The organism is Nautilia sp., assembly GCF_053994455.1.
In genome coordinates, this window is sequence record NZ_JBMYAU010000062.1 from 1 (window position 1) to 20,601 (window position 20,601).

Below are 20,601 nucleotides of genomic sequence, written 5' to 3' on the forward strand. Positions count from 1 at the left end.
AATTTTTAAAGAATATAATATTTAAAACAATAGAAGAATTAGAAAAAAAAGTTACAGAAATTCTTTTTTCATATACAAAAAAGCAAATTAAATCTTTGGTTTCTTATAACTATATTATAAAGGCTACGAATATATGAGAATTGGTATAAAAACAGCCTTTCGTTCATATTCCTCCCTTTTTGGAGGAATTAAACGACTCGAAACTGAATTAAAACTGAAAAGCAAGAATAACGGAAGTGCCTCTGCCCGGTTCAGAAACTATACGCAAATTTGCATTGTGGAGATTCGCAACTTTTTCAACGATAGAAAGCCCCAAGCCGTAGCCTTTTATCTTTTTATTTCTGCTTTCATCGGCTCTGTAAAGTCTGTGGGTGACATATTTCAGTTTTTCTTTTTCTATCCCTATCCCATAGTCTTTAACAATAAAAAACGTTTTTTTTCTTTTATAAAGAAAAATTTCAACCTTTTTATCACTGTATTTTAAGGCGTTGTCTATAATGTTCGAAAAAGCGGTTTTTAAAAGTGTTCTGTTTCCGAAAAAAGGCACATATTCAATTTTTTTAATTTCTATCCTTTCACTTCCGAAATTATCCAGAACATCCAACAACACCGAATCCAGGCTTGTTTTTTCAAACGTCCCAGCAATGTTTTTTTTTGTGCTTTGTTAAAATCAAAAGACCTTTTATAAGCTCTTCGATATTTTCAATCTCTTTTTTAACGATATTGCACTCGGCATTTTCCATAAGCTGAATTTCCGCTTTAATAACGCTTACAGGGGTGCGCAGCTCATGGGCTATATCGGAATTAAACCGATCCAGCTCCTCAATTCCCTCCCGGATTCTTTTTATCATCGCATTAAAAGCGTTAACAAGCCCTCTTATTTCCGTTTCCTTGTATTTCGTTTCAATCATACCGGGAAAATTGTCTACACTGACCGCATTCGCCTTTTTAGTTATCTCTTTTATGGGGTTTATTATTCCGTTCAGCAGAGAGTTTGCAGCAAACAAAAGCGTTATCATCAGCAAAGGGATACTTACAAGCAGCGTATCTTCCACATCTTCGGGTTTGTTGTTCAGGTTCCGTTTTGAAATTTCAACAGTCTTGCCTCCGTATTTTAAAAGATAATAAACATCCATAGTCTCTTCTTTAAAGTTTATAAAAAACCTGTCTTTTTTTACGGATTTGTTTACAATTCTGATTTTATAATTTCCGGTTTCTTTTAAGTTTCCGGTAAGCCTTATACGGTTCGCTATATGCGAAAATTCGTTTTTATAAGACAAAACGATGTTTTCTTTATAAATAAAATAAAAACCTATACCGAAAAAAATCAAAATAAACAGCAAAATTCCCCCGAACCAGAAAAACAGTTTAAACTTTAAACTACGCCAGTCTATATCCGAGATTTCTGTAAGTTTTGATAAAATCTTTTCCAAATACTTTCCTTAAATTGTAAATAAGCACCTCTATGACATTGCTTTCGTCTTTAATGTCCAGTTCGTCAGCTATTAAACCCTTGGAGAGAAAAGAGTTTCTGTTTTTTATAAAAAGCACAAGCAGTTCATAAATCTTTGATTTTAATATGTTCTCTTCCCCTTTGTATTTAACGGTTTTACTTTCGGTGTCTATTTCGATTTCTCCGTATTTCAAAATATTCGAAGAGAGATTTTTGCTTCTTCTGTACACACTTATGATCCTGGCTTCAAGTTCTTCCAAATCAAAAGGTTTAGTAACATAATCATCCGCTCCGCACTTAAGCGCTTTGACTTTATTTTTAACCTCGTCTTTTGCGGTTAGCATTATCACAGGCGTATCCGAATCTCTTCTGATTTCCTTCAGCACTTCAAAACCGCTTCTTTTAGGAAGCATCCAGTCCAATATTATAACATCGTAAAAATTATAAAAGCATATATCCCCGTCATAGAAAACATCCGCCCGCCATCCCTTTTTTAAAAGATATTCCCTAAGCGCGTTTGCAAGATTCACTTCGTCTTCGACAATCAAAATTTTCATTTTATAAAATAACGGTTTATAATTTCTTCGGGAATTCTTTTCGGCCTGCCCGTTTTAATATCTATAAAAATCCATTCGGTAATACCGTACGCCAAAAGTTTAGCGTTTTTATATATTTCATATTTTCTCTTCGAAGTTATTTTCCCCACTTCGTCAATCCATGTTTTTACTATCAGCTCATCTCCTTCAAAAGCCGGCGATTTATATTCAATATAATGCGACTTCACAAACCAGGTCGAACCGATTTTTCTGTAAGTATCTGGGTTAAATCCGAGACTTTCCGAATGTTCGACAGCCGTATTAATCATCCATTCAAGGTATTTCAGGTTGTTTACGTGTCCGTTAAAATCAATATCGCCTTGTGACACCGTTATTTTAACTTCATAAACGTAAGGTTTCATTTCAGTCCTTATATTTTTAATCTTTCCGGTTTGCCGAAATAATACCCCTGAGAATAGTCAACTCCCAGTTCTTTTACAATGTTGAAAATTTCTTTGTTTTCGACAAATTCCGCAATCGTTTTTATTTTGTTTGATTTTGCAAACTCCACAATCGATTTGACCACACTGTAAGAAAATTTATCTTTGTGTATATCTTTAATAAGAGTTCCGTCAAGTTTCAAATAATCCGGCTTATAATTTATCAACCTTACGAAATTGGAATAACCGCTACCGAAATCGTCTATGGCAATGGTAACCCCCAGATTTTTAATTCTCGTTATAAATTCGTTTAACAGCTCGTATTTTTCCACATTGGCATCTTCGAGCAGTTCAAAGGTTAAAAATTTTGCATATTCCCTGTTTTTGGAAAGCAAATCATATATCAGTTCCCTTACTATTTCTTTTTCTATGTCTATTTCAGAAATATTAATGCTGATTGCGTAATCTTTTATTCTTTTAATTACGTCAAAAGCCTGGGTTAAAACTATTTCGGTAATTTTAGAATAATAAACCCCCTGTTTTGCGATATCAATAAATTTTACGGGAGGTATTATTTCATTTCCGTATTCTATTCTGACCAGGGTTTCGTATTTAACCGTTTTTCCGGTTGAGTTTTCTATAATGGGCTGATAAAAGCAGATGATTTTGCCGTTGTCTATGGACTCTTTTAAAATATGCAGAATCTGCAGGTTTTCCCTTGCAAGTTTTTTTTCTTCTTCAAGCATACCGTCCGCAATAATAAAAGAATCTTTGTTTATTTTTATTTTGTTTATGCCAATCCTTGCGTTTTCAAACGCTTCCTTTCCTTTAGAAATACTGATTATTATCGTAACATCGTATAAAAACTCCCCTATATCCAGCTGGGTGTAGTTTATTTTTTTCTGCAGTTTTTTCAGAACCTCTATATATTCATCATATTTCAGCCCGCTTTTATCCAAATCGCTAATGACGGCGTATTCCCCTTCGTCCAAATCGAAAATTTTAACATCTTCCGGTAAAAGCCTTTTTAAATAAACTTCAAACTTCCCTTCTATCGTTTCGGCTATTTTTTCACCGAAAAAATTCCTGAAACTCTGAAAATTTTCAATTTCTATCAAAGCCACAAAGGGCTGAGAGGAATTTTCCATATAATCATACAGCAGCTTTTTGGGTTTCATCATCTCGCTGATATCGTAACAAAGGGATATAAGTTCTATAATCTTATCATTTTCATCCACTATGGGGCTTATTATCGTTTTTATATATATTATTTTCCCCGATTTGTCCCTGCATTTGAATATGTCGGAATACAGTTTTTTTTCACTTACGATATCTGACCAGAATTTTTTTACTCGTTCTTTCATTATATCCGCGTTATAAAGCATAAAATCTATGTTTTTACCGAGAATTTCCCCTTTTTGATATTTGAAATTTTTACAGAATTCATCGTTTACATACGTAAATTTTCTGTTTATGTCGAATTTTGCCACCATAACGCTTTTGTCTACGATATTCTGATATTGATTAAGAAGCCTTTGAATTTCCTCCGCCTCTTTTTTTAAAAGCAGGTTTTCCGTTATTTTATTAAGTATTTCCAAAAACTGGTCAATTTCAAACGGTTTTAATATAAAACCGTCCACACCGAGTTTTATTGCCTGAATAAAATATTCGGTTTCATTATATGCAGAAACGACAAGAGTGTTTATATGGGGGTTGATTTCCTTTATCTTTTTTATCATATCGAAACCGTCGAACTTCGGCATATTGATATCCGTAATGACTAAATCTATTTCATTTTTTCTAAATTTTTCCAAACCGTCCAAACCGTCGACGGCGATAATGACCCTGTTGAAAAATTTCTCCAAAATGGATTTGATTTCCGCTCTTGCGGATTCGTTATCCTCCACATACAAAACATTGAAAAGCTTTGTAAAGTCCATAATTTTTTTAATGTTTTTATTCATCATCAATCCTTAATTCGATTCTGAACACCGCCCCCGTGTCCGAATTATACGCAAACAGTTTACCTTTAAGCCTTTCTTCCACTATCTGTTTGCTTATATAAAGTCCTAAACCGGTGCCGTTTCTTTCATCCTTGGTGGTAAAATAAGGATTGAATATTTTATCCTGAATATCCCCTCTGATACCTCCGGCATTGTCGGATATTTCAATAATACAATAACCGCTTTCGTAAAATGCGTTTATATTTATGACAGGATTGGACACGTTTCTTTCGGTCAAGATATCCTCCGCGTTTCTGATTATGTTTAAAAATACCTGTTTCAGTTCGTTGGGATATATTAAAAGATTTTTGCCGCATTCAACGTTCACCAATATTTTAATGCCTTTGTTTTCAATGGACGCCTTTGCAATGCTCAACGTCTGTTCAATCAAATCGTTTAAATCAACTTCTTTTTTCTTTTCTTCCTTTCTGTAAAATTTTCTGAAATCGTCAATTGTGCTGCTTAAATGCTGTACCAGTTCTTCTATTTTTACAATGGAGGTTTTCAGTTCTTTTTCGCTTAGATCCCCGAGCTGCAAATCAAGTTTCAGTTTGGAAACAACAATGGCTATAACGTTTAAAGGCTGTCTCCACTGGTGGGCAATCATACTCAAAAGTTCTCCCATCAAGGCAAGTCTCGATTGTAAAATCAGCTGTTTTTCTTTTTCTCTGTTCTTTTTAATCTCTTCTTGCACCTTGTCTTCAAGAGTGTCATTGAGAATCTTAAGCTCTTCGATCAACTCTTTCATTTTCTGCTGTCTTTTCCAATCGTAAAATAAAAATATAATCAGGATTATCACAGACACAATCATTACGAAAAATATGACTTTCAGATTTTTTTTAAAGCTTTTTAAATTATTGTTAATAACATTTAAAGCCGATGTGGAAAAATCAACGACTATAATATATTTAACCTTATCGTTTTTGACAACGGGATACAAAATGGTGGTCCAGATGTCGTTTATTTTCTGTTTAAATACTACGGGAATTTTTTTTACAAGCACTTCATACCATTTTTTATTTTCCAGAGGTTCGAACTTTTCATTAAACTCAAACCTGTCTTTGATATTGGTACTGCCGTCCGCCAAAACCCTGAAAAACCTTTCGTTTTCAGGTTTGTAAACTATAAACAGATTTTTTATTTTTTTCGTCATAAAACTGGAAAGATATAAATTTACATCTTTTCTGTACAACGGGTTTTCTTTTAAAACTTCAAAAAGATTGTTTCCGTATTTTGCCGTTAAATATCTTTGCATATTGTCACTTGTCCGAAACATTTCGATAACCTGGTTTCTGAAAAGCTCATTGCTTATTTTATATTCTGTTTTTTGAAAAAGATCCGAAACCCACAACAGGAAAAACACCATAACAAAAATTAAAAAAATTAAAACGTAACTTGTTTTTCTCATTCCAAAAATTCCTTAAACTCCGGCGCTATATGGAGATGATATTTTAAAATTACTTTTTTTCTCAGTCTGAGCTGAGGCCTCCCCTTACGCCAGTAAAAAGCCCCTAAAGCATTTTTGTTATTGATATAATCGTAATAATCCAATAAAAAAACCGGCTTACCGGTGCATTTTTTGCTTAAACCGAGCACAATGTCGGCATCTTTGCAACTGTTTACCTTTTTTAAAAATATAGAATGAAAGTTTTTAAACTTACTGTTTTCCGTATAAATATAAACTATTTTTTTATTAAAAAGATCCGTAAACAGTTTGGAAAAAAGCTTCAATTCTATGTTCTGGGAAAACAAAAACGATGTAAAAACCAGCAGCCATAAAAATTTTTTCAAAACCAATACTCCATTCCCGCCGTAATTTTTCTGTCTATTATCTGCACTTTTTCAGCCTGAAAGCTGTAAGGGTTAAAATTTACAACCCTGAAAAAAGAAGTTTCATAAGATGAATTTAACAAATTTTCACCCTTTAAAGAAAATGACAAATTCGGGCTGTAATTGTATTTGACTCCCAAACTTAAATCAAATCCTTTTTTTTCGGATTTAACCCCGCTGATTTTATATTCGTTGTTCTGATATATTGCATTTTCAAAAAAATCATATTTTCCGTATCTGTGGGTATTTAAAACTATAACCCTGTAACTTCTGTTTAAAGGCGTATTTTGAAATTTCAGATAAGAACAGTCTATTACCAAATCATTTAAAATGTAGTAGTTTTTATGCAGTTTCACATCGATCATTTTTACATATATATTCTGATCCCCGCTTTTAAAAGTACCGTCCGTCTGTAAAAGGGGGTAATTTTTATTAATCCCGTAAAACCCCATAATTTCCAAATCGTTTTCTTCATTGATATACGTTTTGTATTTTGCTATTACAACATCGCTTTTTTGCGGTTTTAAAACATTGTTTCCGTAAAACGTGTTGTATAAATACGGAGGCACCGAATATTCTATATGCTGAAACGAAAGTTTCATTATATTTAGTTTATTTAACAAATAAGTTCCCGAAGCTTTGTACTGATATAAATTATAATCATCAACCACATCGTTAAAATACCTGCTGAACTCATATCCCAGCGTCAATATAAAATTGTCTTTAATCTGAATGTTGTCTTCCAAAAAAACTGAGGAAGTATGCTGTATTTTTATTCCGTTATAATTCTGATCAGTACCGTTTATACTGAATTCGGAATAATTCATTCTTTTATCCCTGAAACTTATGCCGTACACAAGCCTGTGGTTTTTATACTGTGTTTCATTGTTCAGTTTCAAAGTATTTACAACATCATATCCGGACGTTCTGACCTCCGTAACAGGCAGATAATAAGGATACACGGAAGTTTTTTGAAAATAAAGCCCGCTGTTTTCATAAAAAAACGTTTTGTCCCGTAAATAATCAAGTGTGTATTTTAAATTAAGCTCGTTAATTTTATGTTCGATTCCGAACTGGATTTCTTTATATTTTTCATATCCGCTTTGAAGCTTACCGTCAAGACTCATTCCCATAAAAGGTTCTTGGTTCTGATATATGGAATTTAAAAGGTATTTCGTGTTTTCATTCCTGAAAGTCCATAAAAAATGATAGGTTTTGCCGTCCCTTGAAATATCCGTATTGTCTATCCTGACATCTTTATGGTTTACTTCGCTTCTTGAAAAATGAACGAAATAATTCTTTTTTCCGTCCGCATTTTCGAAAGTTTGGGAATTGAATCCGTAACTTCCGTATGTAAGACCTATTTTTTTACCTTCGTCACGCTCGGGGGTTTTGGAATAAAGCTTTACTATCACATACGCTGGCTCCGTCGAAATTTTATAAGAGGGGCTCAGATAATATATTTCTATATGATCCACAAACGAAAGATTGATGTTGCCAAGTAAAAACAGTCCGTTGTCGTATTTTGCGGTCGTTATTTCCTGATTGTCTATAAACACCCTTATCCCGTTGCTTGCGTATGGTAAATTGTTGGCGCTCCAAGGGTCAAGCAGGCCGTATCTGCTGACATTATAGCCTATTACAGTGTTTTTAAGCACGTCCCTTAAATATTTAGCCTGCATCATATCAAGCTGATATCTTGTAATAATATATGATATTCCCGCACTTTCCTGTTTGGTTTTTAAAGAAAGGTCCTCGTTTTTTTTCTATTTCGTTTAACAACATTTTTACACTGTCCCACCCGAATAAACAACTCAGAAAAAACAGCAGCACCCACACCGCCCTCATCCCTGTCCTTTAATACTACTTTCAGTTTTACTAATTATAACAACAATTTTGATAAAATTACATAAAAAAAAGGAATTTTAATGTTAAAACCTTTGTTAATAGAAATAGGGGTTGAAGAGCTTCCGGCAATTCCGCTTTTAAAAGAACTGCCAAACATTGAAAAAAAATGGCTTTCTGTTTTGGAAAAATACGACTTAAAAGCCGCGTTTAGTTTTTACTACACCCCGAGAAGACTTACACTCTGGCACAGGGAATTTCCGGTAAAACAGAAGGACAAAACGGAAGAAATCTGGGGGGCTCCGAAAGAAATCATTGAAAAAAACCCGAAAGCCCTCGAAGGATTTGCAAAAAAATGCGGCATTCAGCCTAATGAAGTAACCTTCAAATCCAAAGGAAACAAAGAATTCGCTTATTTTCAAAAAGAAGTGAAGGGAAAAGAAGCCAGAGTTCTTCTGCCTCAAATGATAAACGAATGGTTAAATTCCCTGAATTTCGGCAAAACCATGAAATGGGGAGAATGCGAGGCCGAATTTATAAGGCCTGTTAGATGGATGCTGTGTATGCTCGAAGACGAAGTGATAGAATTTGACGCATACTGTATAAAATCATCAAACATTACGAAACCCCACAGAATTTTCAAAAACGACATCGAAATAAATTACGTGGGCGATTATTTCTGCAGACTGGACAAACACGGCGTAATTCTGTACCAGGATGAAAGAAAAACCAAAATTTTAGGGAAAATTGAAAAACTTGAAAAAGAAAACAACGTAAAAGTTGAAATCGACGAAGATCTTTTAGCGGAAATAGTGGCTATTACCGAATACCCCACTCCGCTTTTAGGCAAATTCGACGAAGAGTTTTTGGTACTTCCTCCCGAAGTTATCATCACCTCTATGAAAGAGCACCAAAGATATTTCCCGGTATACAAAGACGGCAGACTCACAAACGCTTTCGTTGTGGTAAGCAACGCTTATACGGACGATTTTTCCAAAATTATAGCCGGAAACGAAAAAGTGCTGAGGGCAAGACTCTCCGACGCCCTATTCTTCTGGGAAAACGACCTTAAAAACGGCCTCAGCATCGAAGGGCTTAAGGACATCGTGTATATGGACAACCTAGCAAGCGTATATGACAAAGTAAAAAGAGAAGAAAAAATAGCAGAAATTTTAGCGGACAAATTCGATGCCGACAAAAATAAACTCCTAAAAGCCGTAAACCTTGCAAAAGCGGATCTTTTAACCGAAATGGTTTATGAATTTACGGAACTTCAGGGAATTATGGGTTATTATTACGCAAAAGCCGCCGGAACTGACGAAGAGATTGCCACAGCGATTAAAGAACAGTACGGGGATTACGCAAGCAATAAAACCTCGGCTCTTTTAAACATTGCAAGAAACCTTGATACGTTAATGGCGCTTTTCAGTATAGGAAAAATTCCAAAAGGCAACAAAGACCCGTTCGGACTCAGACGCGCTGCAAACTATATAATAAAAATCGCAAATGAAAACGATATCCCTCTTGATATTAGAGAAATTATAAACAGTCTGAAAGACAATTATAAAGAATTTAATACGGATCAGCTTGTTGAATTTATTTTTGAAAGGCTTTATAAATTTTACGATGTAAACCCTTCAGTTATCAGAAGCGTACTTGCAACGGATGAGAGCAACCTGAGAGAAATAGACAAAAAAGTAAAACTGATTAACGAAATGGTAAATTCCGAAGGCTTTAAAGAACTTTCAACCACCTTCAAAAGGGTTGCGAACATCGTAAAAGATTTTGATCTGAATTCCATAGACGTTGATGAAAACCTTTTTGAAAAAGAAGAGGAAAAAACTCTTTGGAACGAATTTAAAAAAGTCGGCAATATTCAAAACCTTGAAGAAAAACTTGACTTTCTCGTATCACTCAAACCGTTAATTGACAAATTTTTCGACAATGTAATGGTAAATGTCGAAGATGAAAAAATAAGACACAACAGAAAAAGCCTGATTGCGTCGATTTATAAAGAATTCCTTGATATTGCGGATATTAAAGAAATCACATTATAAATGGAGAATGGAGAATGGAAAATGAAGAATTAATTAATATAACAATTAACGGACACGAAAAAAGAATCAAACAAAACACTACTATCAAAGAGCTTTTGGAAGATTTGAAAGTGCTTGATAAAACTATGGCAGTTGCAGTTAATATGAAAATAGTAAAAAAAGACGACTGGGACACATACGAATTGAAAGAAAACGACAAAGTCGAAGCTCTTAATTTCGTGGGAGGAGGATAATCCCCTCTTTATTTCTTATGCTTCAAAAAACAAGTGCTCATCTGCTTATACCAAAACACAAAACAACTCTTACATTAACCAACACCTTTTCTTCTCCCCTAAAATAAATGTTTGATTTATTTTTTTAAGGATTGGTATTACATTCAACAGACTATAAAACTTTCAAACCACGACCGTTCCCATTCTTTAGTGTCAGGCACCAATTAAGCAAAATTTAACTCTCAACGCAACATAAAATACGTAGTTATGAAGTGGTAAAGAAATTAAAATGATTTAACTTTGTGCTTTCTCTATTATATCTCATCCATTTCTCCTTCATCCCCCCACTCCATTATAGTGACAGACACTTAAATATATCGCATTAAAGATCAATTACAAAAGCTCACAGCAATCACTGAATTTTGTAAAATTTATATAAAAAAGCAAAGAAAAACTTTACTTTTTAAATATAAAAACCCCTACCTGTCCAAAATTAAAACTGTCGCTTTTAAGGGTTTTGAATCCCTGTTCTTCAAAAAGACTCACAAGCTCGCTCGGTGTGTAAAAGTTCTCAATCGAGTTCGGAAGGTACTCATACGCTTCTTTGTTTTTACTGAGAATCCCCCCGATTTTAGGTAAAAACTTGTTTGAATAAAAATCCACACATTTTCTTAATTTGTTAGGGTTTTCTGCTTTTACAAATTCCAAAACAAGCACAACCCCGCTATTTTTCAGCACCCTGTGGAATTCGCTTATGGCCTTTTTAATTTCAAGCACGTTTCTGATACCGAAAGATATACTAATACCGTCTATATTATTACTCGGGCACGGAATGTCAGTGGCGTATGCCCGGTAAAATTTCAGGTTTGAAAATCTTTTTTTGGCGACTTCAAGCATGCCGCTGCTTGGATCCAGTCCGCATATGCGGGTTTTGATGTTTTTTTTATCGGCTTCTTTTTGCCATATTTCAATCATATCCCCCGTTCCGCAGGCAACATCCAAAATTTTAACTTCCGGTTTGTCTATAATTTCCAAAGTTTTTTTAATGGCGTTCTGACGCCATTTTTTATCAATTCCAAATGTCAACACCCTGTTAACCAAATCATATTTGTCTGCAATGGAATCGAACATTCGGACTATCTGTTCTTGTTTACTCACTCTTTCTCCTAAATGATTATTCATTTGATATTTTATCAAAATTAACAAATCCTTGGAAGCAGTTCCCCTTTCGGAAGTTCGATATATCTTTTACTTCCCCACGCAGAGGTCAAAACGACCTTTCTATCATCCGTAACCTCTCCTATAATTGATGCGCTTGAATTGAATTTTTTTAGAATCTCTTCCGCTTTTTCGGCGTCTTTCGCATCAACAGCCACCACAAAAGTACCCTCGTTTGCCAAGTCCATAGGCTCGAATCCGAATATTTCGCAAAGTCCGATCACTTCATCCGAAATCGGAAGTTTTTCTTCATTTATTTCAATTCCCACACCGCTTGCATTTGCCCATTCGTTAAGTACGGCGCTAAGCCCGCCTCTTGTAGCGTCACGCATGGCTTTTATATCTATTCCCGCATTTATTAGCGCTTCAACCTCCTCCCACAGCACCTTGCAGTCACTTTCAATATCCGTTTCTACCTCGTACCTGTGAGCCATTACTACCGTCCCGTGTCTTCCTATATCTCTGCTTACGATTACCACATCACCCTTTTTAAGGTTATGAGCGCTGATTCCTGGCTTGATAACGGTTCCTATTCCGGATGTGTTTATAAATATCTTATCCACACTCCCCGCAGGCACCACTTTGGTATCTCCCGCAACTATTTTAGCCCCCGCTTTTTCAAGCTCTTTCGCCATTGTTTTTACTATTTCCTCAAGCTCACCGAATTCAAGCCCCTCTTCAATCATAAATCCGCATGTCAGAAACTCCGGTTTCGCACCCATCATCGCCAAATCGTTGCATGTTCCGGCAATTGCGAGTTTTCCGATATTGCCTCCGTTGAAAAACAGAGGACTTACCGTAAAACTGTCCGTTGTAAAGGCCGTTTTGCCGTTCATTTCAACAACAGCCGCATCTTCCGCACTTTCAAGAACCGGGTTTGAGAAATTTTTATAAAACAAATCGTTTATAAGCTTGTTTGTCTCTTCTCCGCCGCCGCCGTAAGCCAATGTTATTTTCATATCATTTCCTTTAATTTTGAAATATATTTTTTCAATTCATCAAGTTTTTCATCACATATCATATAAACTATTTCGGCATCGAGATTTATATAATGATGAGATATAATTTCCCTTGTTTTAATAATTTTACTCCAATAATCTTTTGGAGCTATCTGTAACAAAAATTCTTTATCTTTTTTTTCAATATTTTTTAAGGCCTCGCCAATCGCTTGAAGTCTCATAGAAATGGCATCAAGAATTAAAAGTCCGTCTTCCGTTAAAAAATCATCAATATCGTTTATTTTTTCAAATCTTTTTTCAATCAATTCAATACTTTTTAAAACAAAGTCTAAAAGAATTGAAATTTCACTTTTATCCATAAATCACTTCTTTTTGAATTTTTTTCAAAACTTGTTGATTACTAAATTTATGCGGATAATATATATCCACTTTTTTTTGCAAATGATTTTCCAAATAATTGTATAATCCTGCTAAATTTTCGAAATTTTTTTCTTCAAATTCAACATAAATATCTATATCGCTGTTTTTATTATTTTCACTTTTTGCAAAAGAGCCAAAAAGACCTATCTTTTTGGCCTTAAATTTTTGATAAATCTCATTTTTATGACTTTTGAGAAAAAATAAAATTTCTTTTTGTGTCATAAAAAGCCTTTTTTTTAATTATAACAAATTTACCTCGCATATCTGTAGTAGGCGTTACAAGCACCCTCATCGCTTACCATACAGCTTCCAAGAGGCGTGCTCGGTGTACACGCCGTTCCAAACACCTTACAGTCGGTCGGATTTGCAAGACCTCTTAAAATCTGTCCGCAGATACACAGCTTGTGATCGTCAATAGGTTCGTTTGGCAATATATCAGCAAACACTTTTTCAGCGTCAAACTCACTAAATTCATCTCTTAGTTTAAGTGCGCTTTTTTCGATATCGCCAAGCCCTCTCCATCTAAACGTATCCCTTACGTCCATATATTTATCGATCATTTTCTGTGCAAGCACGTTTCCGTCCCATGTTGTCGCACGTTTATACTGTATTTCCACTTTCGGCTCGCCTTTTAGTTTCTGGCGTACAAGCATCAAAATACTCTCCATCACATCAACAGGCTCGAATCCTGCCACAACAACAGGCGTATTGTAGCTATCCACTAAAAACTGATAACTTTTAGCCCCGATTATTACACTTACGTGACTCGGTCCTATAAATGCGTTTATTTTAGCTTCACCGCTGTCCATAATAGCTCTCATCGGAGGCGGAACAAGCACATGGTTTATGTGGTAATAGATGTTTTTAACACCTTCTTTAAACGCCCTTTCCATCAAAGCCGCAGTCATTGGTGTAGTCGTTTCAAATCCTATTGCAAAAAATACAACTTTTTTATCTGGGTTTTCTTTTGCTATTTTAAGCACATCGAGAGTTGAATGAAGAGGCCTGACATCTGCTCCTTCGGCTCTTACCTTTGCAAGGGAGCTTTTACTTCCGGGTACCCTTATCATATCCCCTAAAGTCGCCAAAACAACCCCGTCCTGCTTAGCAAGTTCTATCGCATGGTCGATTCTCTCTTTCGGCATTACGCACACGGGACAACCGGGACCGTGTATAAATTCTATATTTTCGGGCAGGAGTTGTTTTATTCCGTATTTCATAATTGTATGCGTATGCCCTCCGCATATCTCCATAACCCTCATAGGCTCTTTTAGCCCCTTGGCTTCTTTTCTGATAAGCTCGGCCAAAGTTTTCATAGCCTGAGGGTCACGAAATTTAAAATATAAATCTTTAAGAGTTAAATTCTCCATTCTCAATTCTCCATTATTATATTATTCCTAATCTTTCTGCAAGTAAAATTTCAGCCATTTTTTCAGGTGATACACCTATTTTTTGCGCTTTTTCTTTTATTAAAACAAAAATTTCTTTATTGTTAAAACTTTTTTTGATTATTTCATTTAAAGAAACTTTTTTATAATTATCACCTACCACGTCAAAAAAATCTTCTTCTTCTATCCTTGTATCAAACTCCTGAGCTTTCATAAAACGCCTTCTCTTTTTTTCTACATCTTCTGACACTTATTATTCTTATTTTATCATATCTGTAAGTAAATATACATAACATTTATTTTCGATCTTACCGATTAACGCATATCTTTTTTCATCATCGACATTTTTAGCTTCCAATATTAAATCCGACGTTTCAAATAAAAGGGTTGGTTTTTCAAAACTTATTCCATGTTTTTGAATGTTTATTTTATTTTTATTTTCATCCCATTCAAAATTCAACTTTTTCACTTTTCACTATTATTTTCTTCCTCCGGTTTATATAAAAGCGGTCCGTCTTCCGTGACCAGCCGTTCGGGATCTATTTCAAAATCTTCGTTCATAGCGGCTTCCGCGAGCATTTTATAAACTTCTATACTCTCGAGCGCTTCTTTTTCATCGATTTTACCCATAGCGTATCCCACGTGGATAAGCACGTAATCACCCGGTTTTACCTCTTCTTGAATCAAATCGAGGCTGACCTGTCTTTTAACTCCTAAGGTATCAACTTCCGCTATGTTATTCTCATCTATACTCAAAACTTTACTCGGTATTGCCAGACACATATTTTCTCCTTTTTAATTCTCAATTCTCCCTATGCATCCCAAAAAATCTTTCGATTTTTCGGGGACCCCGCTTTCTCAATTCTCAATTGATTTTAAATGTTCTTCTCTTTTTTGCTTAATCCACTCAATTATTTCATCAAGACCTTCGCCCGTTTTATTGTTAAGCAGCACCACAGGCACTCCCGGTTTTAATTTTCTTGCGTTTTCAATGGCTCTTTTTATATCAAAATCAAAATAATCAACCATATCGGCTTTTGTAATAATAACTATATCGGCTTTTCTGAACATTACAGGGTATTTTTCAATTTTATCATCGCCTTCCGGAACGCTTACGAACACCATATTGTAATGAGCCCCTACATCGTAGCTTGCAGGACATACGAGGTTACCGACATTTTCAATAAAAGCAACTTCCACATCGTCAAACGGAAATTCAGGCATTGCGTGTTTTACCATCCCGGCATCAAGATGGCACGCCCTTCCCGTTTGAAGCTGAAAAGACCAGATTCCTTTGTTTCTGATTCTCTCCGCATCCCTGCTGGTTTCAAGGTCACCTTCGATTACCCCGAATTTATACGGTAGTCTGTCCGCTAAATTTTCAAGAGTCGTTGTTTTTCCGCTTCCCGGAGAGCTCATCATATTAAAACATGTGATTTTATGCTCGTCAAACTGTTTTCTGATTTCATCCGCCATTGCGTTGTTTTTAGAAAGAATTTTCTCAATTACGGTAACTTTATGTGATAACTGAGGGTTGTTTTTAATATCTTCATTGATAATTTCTGCCATATTGACTCCTTTATTTTAATTCTACAATGATAAATGGAAAATGGAAAATAAAAAAATAATTCACATTAAAATTTTACATTGAATAATTTTCCATTCATTTTCGTGATATTATACACTGAAATTTTAAAAAAAACTTAAAATTTAGATTTTCTTGTATATATTTTGGACTGTTAGAAGTGTAAATGATAGTGGGAATGTATAAATTTTTTGTGTCTGTGTTTGTGTTTATGTATAAGGTTTGCCTGTAACAGTACATCAAGGTTCTTCATAAGATCTTCCATATCTCCGTCATAAACAATTTTATGCCCCTCATCCATTACAACAGCCCTGTCGCTGAGTTCATACGCCACCGCCAAATCATGAGTCGCTATAATTGCAGTAATGTCAAGATCATAAATAAAATCTATAAACCATCCGGTAGTCCGGGGATCCATAGCCGCGGTCGGTTCGTCAAGAAGCAGGAGCTTCGGTTCATACACCATAATCGAAGCGAGCATTACCTTTTGTTTTTCACCGCCGCTGAGCTCAAGAGGAGATTTTTTAAGCAGTTTTTCTATATTAAATTCTTTCGCAATTCTCATTACCCTTTCATCAACATCATCAAACCCGAATTCTTTAAGAGAAAACACTATTTCATCATAAACTGTGGGATTAAAGATCATCGCATCGGGATTTTGAAACAGTATTCCCACTTTGCTTCTGAACTCCTTTTTTACTTTTCTTTTTTTAACAAGAGTATTTTCAAAGTAATATTCACCCCTTTTTAAAAAATAAAGTCCGGCAATAATTCTTAAAAGAGTCGACTTGCCGCTTCCGTTGTTTCCTAAAAGCACAATTTTTTCTTTTTCCTTAACCTCTAAATTTATATTTTCAAGCGCCAAATTATCCTCATAATAAAAATATCCGTTTTTAATATTTATGAAATTTTTCATTCTCAATTCTTCATTCTCCATTCTCAATTTTCAAAAAACCCTCTTGCTCTCATAGCAAGCGCTTTTTCTTTCGAATCTTTCATAGCCTTTTTGAAAAAAAACTTAAACGTATTCGCTATAAAATCTTTTTCCTTATCCCTTAAACTAACAACCCTTGATCTAAAAGCCATCCTGAAATCTTCAAAGGTTTTTTTATACGAAAAGATCTGAGAGAGTGTCATAGTCATCAAATAACTCAGATCTTTTGAAAAAGAAAAAAATTCAACAACATTCACCCTTTCAAAAAACCAGAAAACAAAATACGTCATTAAAAAAACTTTAAGATTTATATACAAAACGTAATCCCACGGATTAAAACTTTTAATATATCCCATTAAAACATAACCGACACTAACACCTAAATTAAACAAAAATATTGAAACAATAACCCTTTTGCTTCTTTTTAACACCTTTTTATAATCAACAGCCCATAATATTAAAACGGCAAGGAGTATCGCTTCAATATTTTTTAAATACAAAAAAAGAAAGAAAAAAGCGACAAAAAATATTCTCACGCTTTTTTCCTTTTTACCATTAGATAAATAAAATAATAAACCGCAAAAACAAGCACGGCACCCACAATCGCGCTTACATAATAACCCAAAACGTCATTTGCCCCCGGAAGCGAATAATCCGGCAAAATATATTTTAAATGAATGGAATTTTCAATTTTTTCAATACCCTGAGGCATAAATCCTAAAGCTTTTTTAAAATAACCGCTCTCCCACTCGCCCCATGCGGGTGCATCGGTTAACAGCCCTAAAGGCACAAGCGCAATTAAAACTCCAAGCATTATATACAATTTCTTTTTCATGCCGCAATCCTTTGAGTGGTTTTTTCCCCTACGAGTTTATATACTATCTGAGTAAGTATACCTTCGGCAAACCCGATAATCAAATGTGCGCTTAGCATTGCGGGAATCGCAACTTTAAGCCCGAACGGGAAATATTCCGGATGTCCGTTTGAAATCCAAAAAACAGGCTGAATTCCAAGCACTGTTCCAACCACCAAAGCAGAAGCCAAAATACCCACATACCCGGCTACGAAAGGAGCGAATTTATACTTTTTAAGTGCGCTAAACACGTAATAACCTACAAAACTGCCCACAAATCCCATAGAAAGCGAATTCATAGCCCAGGCGCTTATTCCTCCGTCTCCAAACACCACAGTCTGAATAAGAAGCACAAGTGAAACCGAAACAAATCCCACCCAGGGACCGAACAGTATCGCAATAGCAACCGCCCCCACTGCATGAGCCGACGTTCCTCCGGGAACCGGGATGTTAAACATCATAATTATAAAACTAAGAGCACTCAGTGCCGCAAGAGTAGGAAGAGTTTCTTCACTCAGTGTTTCTTTCAGTTTTTTAAACCCGTAATACCATAAAGGTGCCGCAACCGCATAAGTCACCACACAGGTTACGGGTGAAATGTATCCGTCAGGAATGTGCATTTTTTCTCCTTTAAATTTTTTTACAGTGAATTGTAACTCATTTTTTTAAGACAAACTTAAATTTTTCACTTTCTTATATATTTTCAGAACCTGAATTAATTAATATATATTAACTTTCGGTTCCATATATATACAAGACTTAAAACATACAACATATACAAATGGTTATAGGCTTTTAAAAATCAATAAGAAAAAGTAATAATAACTAAAAGCACATTTTACACATGAAGAAAAGCAAAGGCATCTAAAAGCTTATAAGTGACAGACACCGATAACCAGAATAAGAAGGAAAAAACCTTCTTGAAGAAACTTTTTAAAAGGCTTACTGAAATTTTATAAAAGAATTCTTAAAGTTAGATTAAATGACCATTCATTAACTCAGTTTTTAAATACAACCACGTCAATATCTTCATACCTGCAAATATCCACATCAATATTATAAATTTTTTTTATAAGTTCTGCGGTAATTATCTCCTTGCCGCCTTCAGCTTCAATTCTGCCCTCTTTCATAAAAATAAACTTATCGCAAAAACGAAGTGCAAGATTTATATCATGCATTACAAGAATACTTAATATGTTTTTATCTTTAGAAAAAAGTTTTATTAACTTTAACACTTCAACCTGATTTTTTATATCAAGGTTGTTAGTAGGCTCATCTAAAAGCAAAACCTCGCTCTCCTGTAAAAGCGCTCTCGCGATTACAACTTTTTGCAATTCCCCTCCGCTTAGCTCGTTCGTCTGAGTAAAGGCTTTGTGTTTTAAATCAAGTTTGTCTAAAATATCCTCAACCCTTTTTAGATCCTCTTTTTTAGGAGAGTTTTTAAAATAGATTTTTCTGCCGAGCAGCAGGGTATCGAAAACATTCAGATACCCGCCTTCACTTTTTTGATTCACATATCCTATTTTTTTGCCAAGTTCGGAAAAATCAAGTTTATGGATATCTTCTTCCCCGAGATAAACAGTTCCTTTTTTAGGCTTAACGACTTTTGCAATCGTTTTTAAAAGTGTGGATTTTCCGGCTCCGTTTACACCTAAAATCGCAACAACCTCTCCACGTTTAAGCTCAAAACTTATATCGTCTAATATTTTGTCGCTTTTATAGCAAAACCTTAAATTGTCTACAACAAACCTCATATTATTTCCTGTATATTTTAATAAGAAGTATCAAAAAAAGAGGCGCCCCTATAAAGGATGTAAGAATCCCGACAGGCAGTTCTACCGGCGATAAAAGAACTCTTGAAGCAATATCCGAAAGCAGTAAAAGAGCAGCGCCTATTATTGCGCTAAGAGGCAGTAAAAACCTGAAATCCCCGCTTAAAAGCCTCGCAAAATGAGGAGCGATAAGCCCTATAAAGCCGATTATTCCGAAATACGCGACACTTACGGCGCTAAGAAGCGTGGCTATTAGAAGGGATACCAGTCTTAAACGCCTGACGTTTACCCCCACGTTTTCACTCTCAACTATATCAAGCGCGTTAAAATCCCACTTTTTCATATAAAAATAAATAAACCCGAGCGTAAAAACCGCAAAAAGCACACCGATACTGAAATATTCCGCCTTGCTCAAATCGCCGAAACTCCAGTTTATTATGTTGCTAAGTTCCAAATCATCGGCAAAATACTGCAAAAACATACTTCCGCTTCCAAAAAGCGCACTGATAGCCACCCCGCATAAAATCAAAACTTCCGGAGTAAAGCCTCTTAGTCTGCTTAGCATTAGAATCATAAAAGTAACAACATTAGCCCCGATAAAAGCAAACAAAGCAAGATAAAGCGAATGAAAAAACACTATACTTAAACTCGCCCCAAACAGAGCACCGTGCGAAATACCGAGAGTAAACGGTGAAGCCAGAGGGTTTTTTAAAATATACTGCATTACAAGCCCCGCAACGCCCAAAGACGCCCCGACAAACACCGCAGCCAAGCTTCTTGGTATTCTTATTTCGTATATTATAAAATATTCGTCGTTTTTGTTAAAAAAAGCGTCAATTATAGATGAAAAGGTATAATTGCCTTCCCCTGTTTTAACTGAAAAAATAAAAATAACCGTAAGTACAATAAATGCAAACAGCGTCAAAAAAATATTTTTCTGTAACAGCTTTATATATTCATTCAAACAAACCCTTTAAAACAGTTTTTTAAATCCTCCGAAAAATTCAGCCATCGAATTATAACAAGGTTTGCCCACCAAAAACTTATAAATCTCATCAGTTTTTTGTTTAATATCGATATCTTTGAATTTTCCGGG

Annotated in this window: 25 protein-coding genes; 2 read left to right on the forward strand and 23 right to left on the reverse strand. The window is 35.1% G+C overall.

Annotated elements, in window-relative coordinates; translation table 11 throughout:
• Positions 1–208: 208 nt before the first annotated feature.
• Genes ACXJIE_RS04530 through ACXJIE_RS04565 form a run of 8 tightly spaced genes read right to left on the reverse strand, consistent with a single transcriptional unit; the run spans position 209 to position 7,947 of the window.
• Positions 209–610 (reverse strand): sensor histidine kinase, encoded by a 402-nt coding sequence (locus ACXJIE_RS04530; protein WP_456479786.1) that lies wholly within the window; start codon positions 608–610, stop codon positions 209–211.
• A gap of 19 nt (positions 611–629) precedes the next feature.
• Positions 630–1,433, reverse strand: a complete 804-nt coding sequence (locus ACXJIE_RS04535) for a histidine kinase dimerization/phospho-acceptor domain-containing protein (protein ID WP_456479787.1) — start codon at positions 1,431–1,433, stop codon at positions 630–632.
• Entirely contained in the window at positions 1,381–2,010 is a 630-nt protein-coding gene (locus ACXJIE_RS04540) for a response regulator transcription factor (protein ID WP_456479788.1), read from the reverse strand. Before ACXJIE_RS04540 ends, ACXJIE_RS04535 begins: the two co-directional genes overlap by 53 nt.
• Complete coding sequence (locus ACXJIE_RS04545; protein WP_456479789.1) at positions 2,007–2,411, reverse strand: acyl-CoA thioesterase; 405 nt, start codon at positions 2,409–2,411, stop codon at positions 2,007–2,009. The genes ACXJIE_RS04540 and ACXJIE_RS04545 overlap by 4 nt, the downstream gene beginning before the upstream one ends.
• 8 nt (positions 2,412–2,419) lie before the next feature.
• Positions 2,420–4,393, reverse strand: coding sequence for an EAL domain-containing protein (locus ACXJIE_RS04550; protein ID WP_456479790.1), 1,974 nt, complete (start codon positions 4,391–4,393; stop codon positions 2,420–2,422).
• Positions 4,386–5,840, reverse strand: a complete 1,455-nt coding sequence (locus tag ACXJIE_RS04555; protein WP_456479791.1) for a sensor histidine kinase — start codon at positions 5,838–5,840, stop codon at positions 4,386–4,388. The genes ACXJIE_RS04550 and ACXJIE_RS04555 overlap by 8 nt, the downstream gene beginning before the upstream one ends.
• Complete coding sequence (locus tag ACXJIE_RS04560; RefSeq protein WP_456479792.1) at positions 5,837–6,223, reverse strand: hypothetical protein; 387 nt, start codon at positions 6,221–6,223, stop codon at positions 5,837–5,839. Before ACXJIE_RS04560 ends, ACXJIE_RS04555 begins: the two co-directional genes overlap by 4 nt.
• Positions 6,220–7,947 (reverse strand): TonB-dependent receptor domain-containing protein, encoded by a 1,728-nt coding sequence (locus ACXJIE_RS04565; protein WP_456479793.1) that lies wholly within the window; start codon positions 7,945–7,947, stop codon positions 6,220–6,222. The genes ACXJIE_RS04560 and ACXJIE_RS04565 overlap by 4 nt, the downstream gene beginning before the upstream one ends.
• A gap of 243 nt (positions 7,948–8,190) precedes the next feature.
• On the opposite strand from ACXJIE_RS04565, the gene glyS reads away from it, so the two are divergent.
• Together glyS and thiS are read left to right on the forward strand one after the other, a co-directional pair.
• The gene (glyS, locus tag ACXJIE_RS04570; protein ID WP_456479794.1) at positions 8,191–10,164 is read left to right on the forward strand and encodes a glycine--tRNA ligase subunit beta; all 1,974 of its coding nucleotides are present in this window, start codon (positions 8,191–8,193) and stop codon (positions 10,162–10,164) included.
• A 14-nt stretch (positions 10,165–10,178) separates the two neighbouring features.
• Positions 10,179–10,397 (forward strand): sulfur carrier protein ThiS, encoded by a 219-nt coding sequence (thiS, locus tag ACXJIE_RS04575; RefSeq protein WP_456479795.1) that lies wholly within the window; start codon positions 10,179–10,181, stop codon positions 10,395–10,397.
• Between the two features lie 435 nt (positions 10,398–10,832).
• Here thiS and ubiE read toward each other — a convergent pair whose 3' ends face one another.
• The 15 genes from ubiE to ACXJIE_RS04650 form a co-directional block, all read right to left on the reverse strand.
• Positions 10,833–11,534: a bifunctional demethylmenaquinone methyltransferase/2-methoxy-6-polyprenyl-1,4-benzoquinol methylase UbiE gene (gene ubiE / locus ACXJIE_RS04580; RefSeq protein ID WP_456479796.1), complete on the reverse strand. Its 702-nt coding sequence runs from the start codon at positions 11,532–11,534 to the stop codon at positions 10,833–10,835.
• Positions 11,535–11,575: 41 nt separating this feature from the next.
• Positions 11,576–12,553, reverse strand: coding sequence for a hydrogenase expression/formation protein HypE (gene hypE / locus ACXJIE_RS04585; RefSeq protein ID WP_456479797.1), 978 nt, complete (start codon positions 12,551–12,553; stop codon positions 11,576–11,578).
• Positions 12,550–12,912: a HepT-like ribonuclease domain-containing protein gene (locus ACXJIE_RS04590; RefSeq protein WP_456479798.1), complete on the reverse strand. Its 363-nt coding sequence runs from the start codon at positions 12,910–12,912 to the stop codon at positions 12,550–12,552. The genes hypE and ACXJIE_RS04590 overlap by 4 nt, the downstream gene beginning before the upstream one ends.
• Positions 12,905–13,195, reverse strand: a complete 291-nt coding sequence (locus ACXJIE_RS04595) for a nucleotidyltransferase family protein (protein WP_456479799.1) — start codon at positions 13,193–13,195, stop codon at positions 12,905–12,907. The genes ACXJIE_RS04590 and ACXJIE_RS04595 overlap by 8 nt, the downstream gene beginning before the upstream one ends.
• A 29-nt stretch (positions 13,196–13,224) precedes the next feature.
• Complete coding sequence (gene hypD, locus ACXJIE_RS04600) at positions 13,225–14,343, reverse strand: hydrogenase formation protein HypD (RefSeq protein ID WP_456479800.1); 1,119 nt, start codon at positions 14,341–14,343, stop codon at positions 13,225–13,227.
• Positions 14,344–14,359: 16 nt separating this feature from the next.
• The gene (locus ACXJIE_RS04605; RefSeq protein ID WP_456479801.1) at positions 14,360–14,575 is read right to left on the reverse strand and encodes a hypothetical protein; all 216 of its coding nucleotides are present in this window, start codon (positions 14,573–14,575) and stop codon (positions 14,360–14,362) included.
• A gap of 45 nt (positions 14,576–14,620) precedes the next feature.
• Entirely contained in the window at positions 14,621–14,830 is a 210-nt protein-coding gene (locus ACXJIE_RS04610) for a BrnT family toxin (RefSeq protein WP_456479802.1), read from the reverse strand.
• Positions 14,827–15,144 carry a HypC/HybG/HupF family hydrogenase formation chaperone gene (locus ACXJIE_RS04615; RefSeq protein ID WP_456479803.1) on the reverse strand — a complete coding sequence of 106 codons (318 nt, stop codon included), beginning with the start codon at positions 15,142–15,144 and terminating at the stop codon, positions 14,827–14,829. Before ACXJIE_RS04615 ends, ACXJIE_RS04610 begins: the two co-directional genes overlap by 4 nt.
• 75 nt (positions 15,145–15,219) lie before the next feature.
• Positions 15,220–15,930, reverse strand: a complete 711-nt coding sequence (hypB, locus tag ACXJIE_RS04620) for a hydrogenase nickel incorporation protein HypB (RefSeq protein WP_456479804.1) — start codon at positions 15,928–15,930, stop codon at positions 15,220–15,222.
• A 170-nt stretch (positions 15,931–16,100) separates the two neighbouring features.
• A complete protein-coding gene (locus tag ACXJIE_RS04625; RefSeq protein WP_456479805.1) occupies positions 16,101–16,862 on the reverse strand; it encodes an energy-coupling factor ABC transporter ATP-binding protein in 762 nt (253 codons plus the stop codon).
• 23 nt (positions 16,863–16,885) lie between these two features.
• The gene (locus ACXJIE_RS04630) at positions 16,886–17,416 is read right to left on the reverse strand and encodes an energy-coupling factor transporter transmembrane component T family protein (protein ID WP_456479806.1); all 531 of its coding nucleotides are present in this window, start codon (positions 17,414–17,416) and stop codon (positions 16,886–16,888) included.
• The gene (locus ACXJIE_RS04635) at positions 17,413–17,715 is read right to left on the reverse strand and encodes a PDGLE domain-containing protein (RefSeq protein ID WP_456479807.1); all 303 of its coding nucleotides are present in this window, start codon (positions 17,713–17,715) and stop codon (positions 17,413–17,415) included. Before ACXJIE_RS04635 ends, ACXJIE_RS04630 begins: the two co-directional genes overlap by 4 nt.
• Positions 17,712–18,353 (reverse strand): cobalt transporter CbiM, encoded by a 642-nt coding sequence (gene cbiM, locus ACXJIE_RS04640; RefSeq protein ID WP_456479808.1) that lies wholly within the window; start codon positions 18,351–18,353, stop codon positions 17,712–17,714. Before cbiM ends, ACXJIE_RS04635 begins: the two co-directional genes overlap by 4 nt.
• Before the next feature lie 378 nt (positions 18,354–18,731).
• Complete coding sequence (locus ACXJIE_RS04645; RefSeq protein WP_456479809.1) at positions 18,732–19,487, reverse strand: ABC transporter ATP-binding protein; 756 nt, start codon at positions 19,485–19,487, stop codon at positions 18,732–18,734.
• Between the two features lies 1 nt (position 19,488).
• The gene (locus tag ACXJIE_RS04650; protein WP_456479810.1) at positions 19,489–20,469 is read right to left on the reverse strand and encodes a FecCD family ABC transporter permease; all 981 of its coding nucleotides are present in this window, start codon (positions 20,467–20,469) and stop codon (positions 19,489–19,491) included.
• Positions 20,470–20,601: the final 132 nt, after the last annotated feature.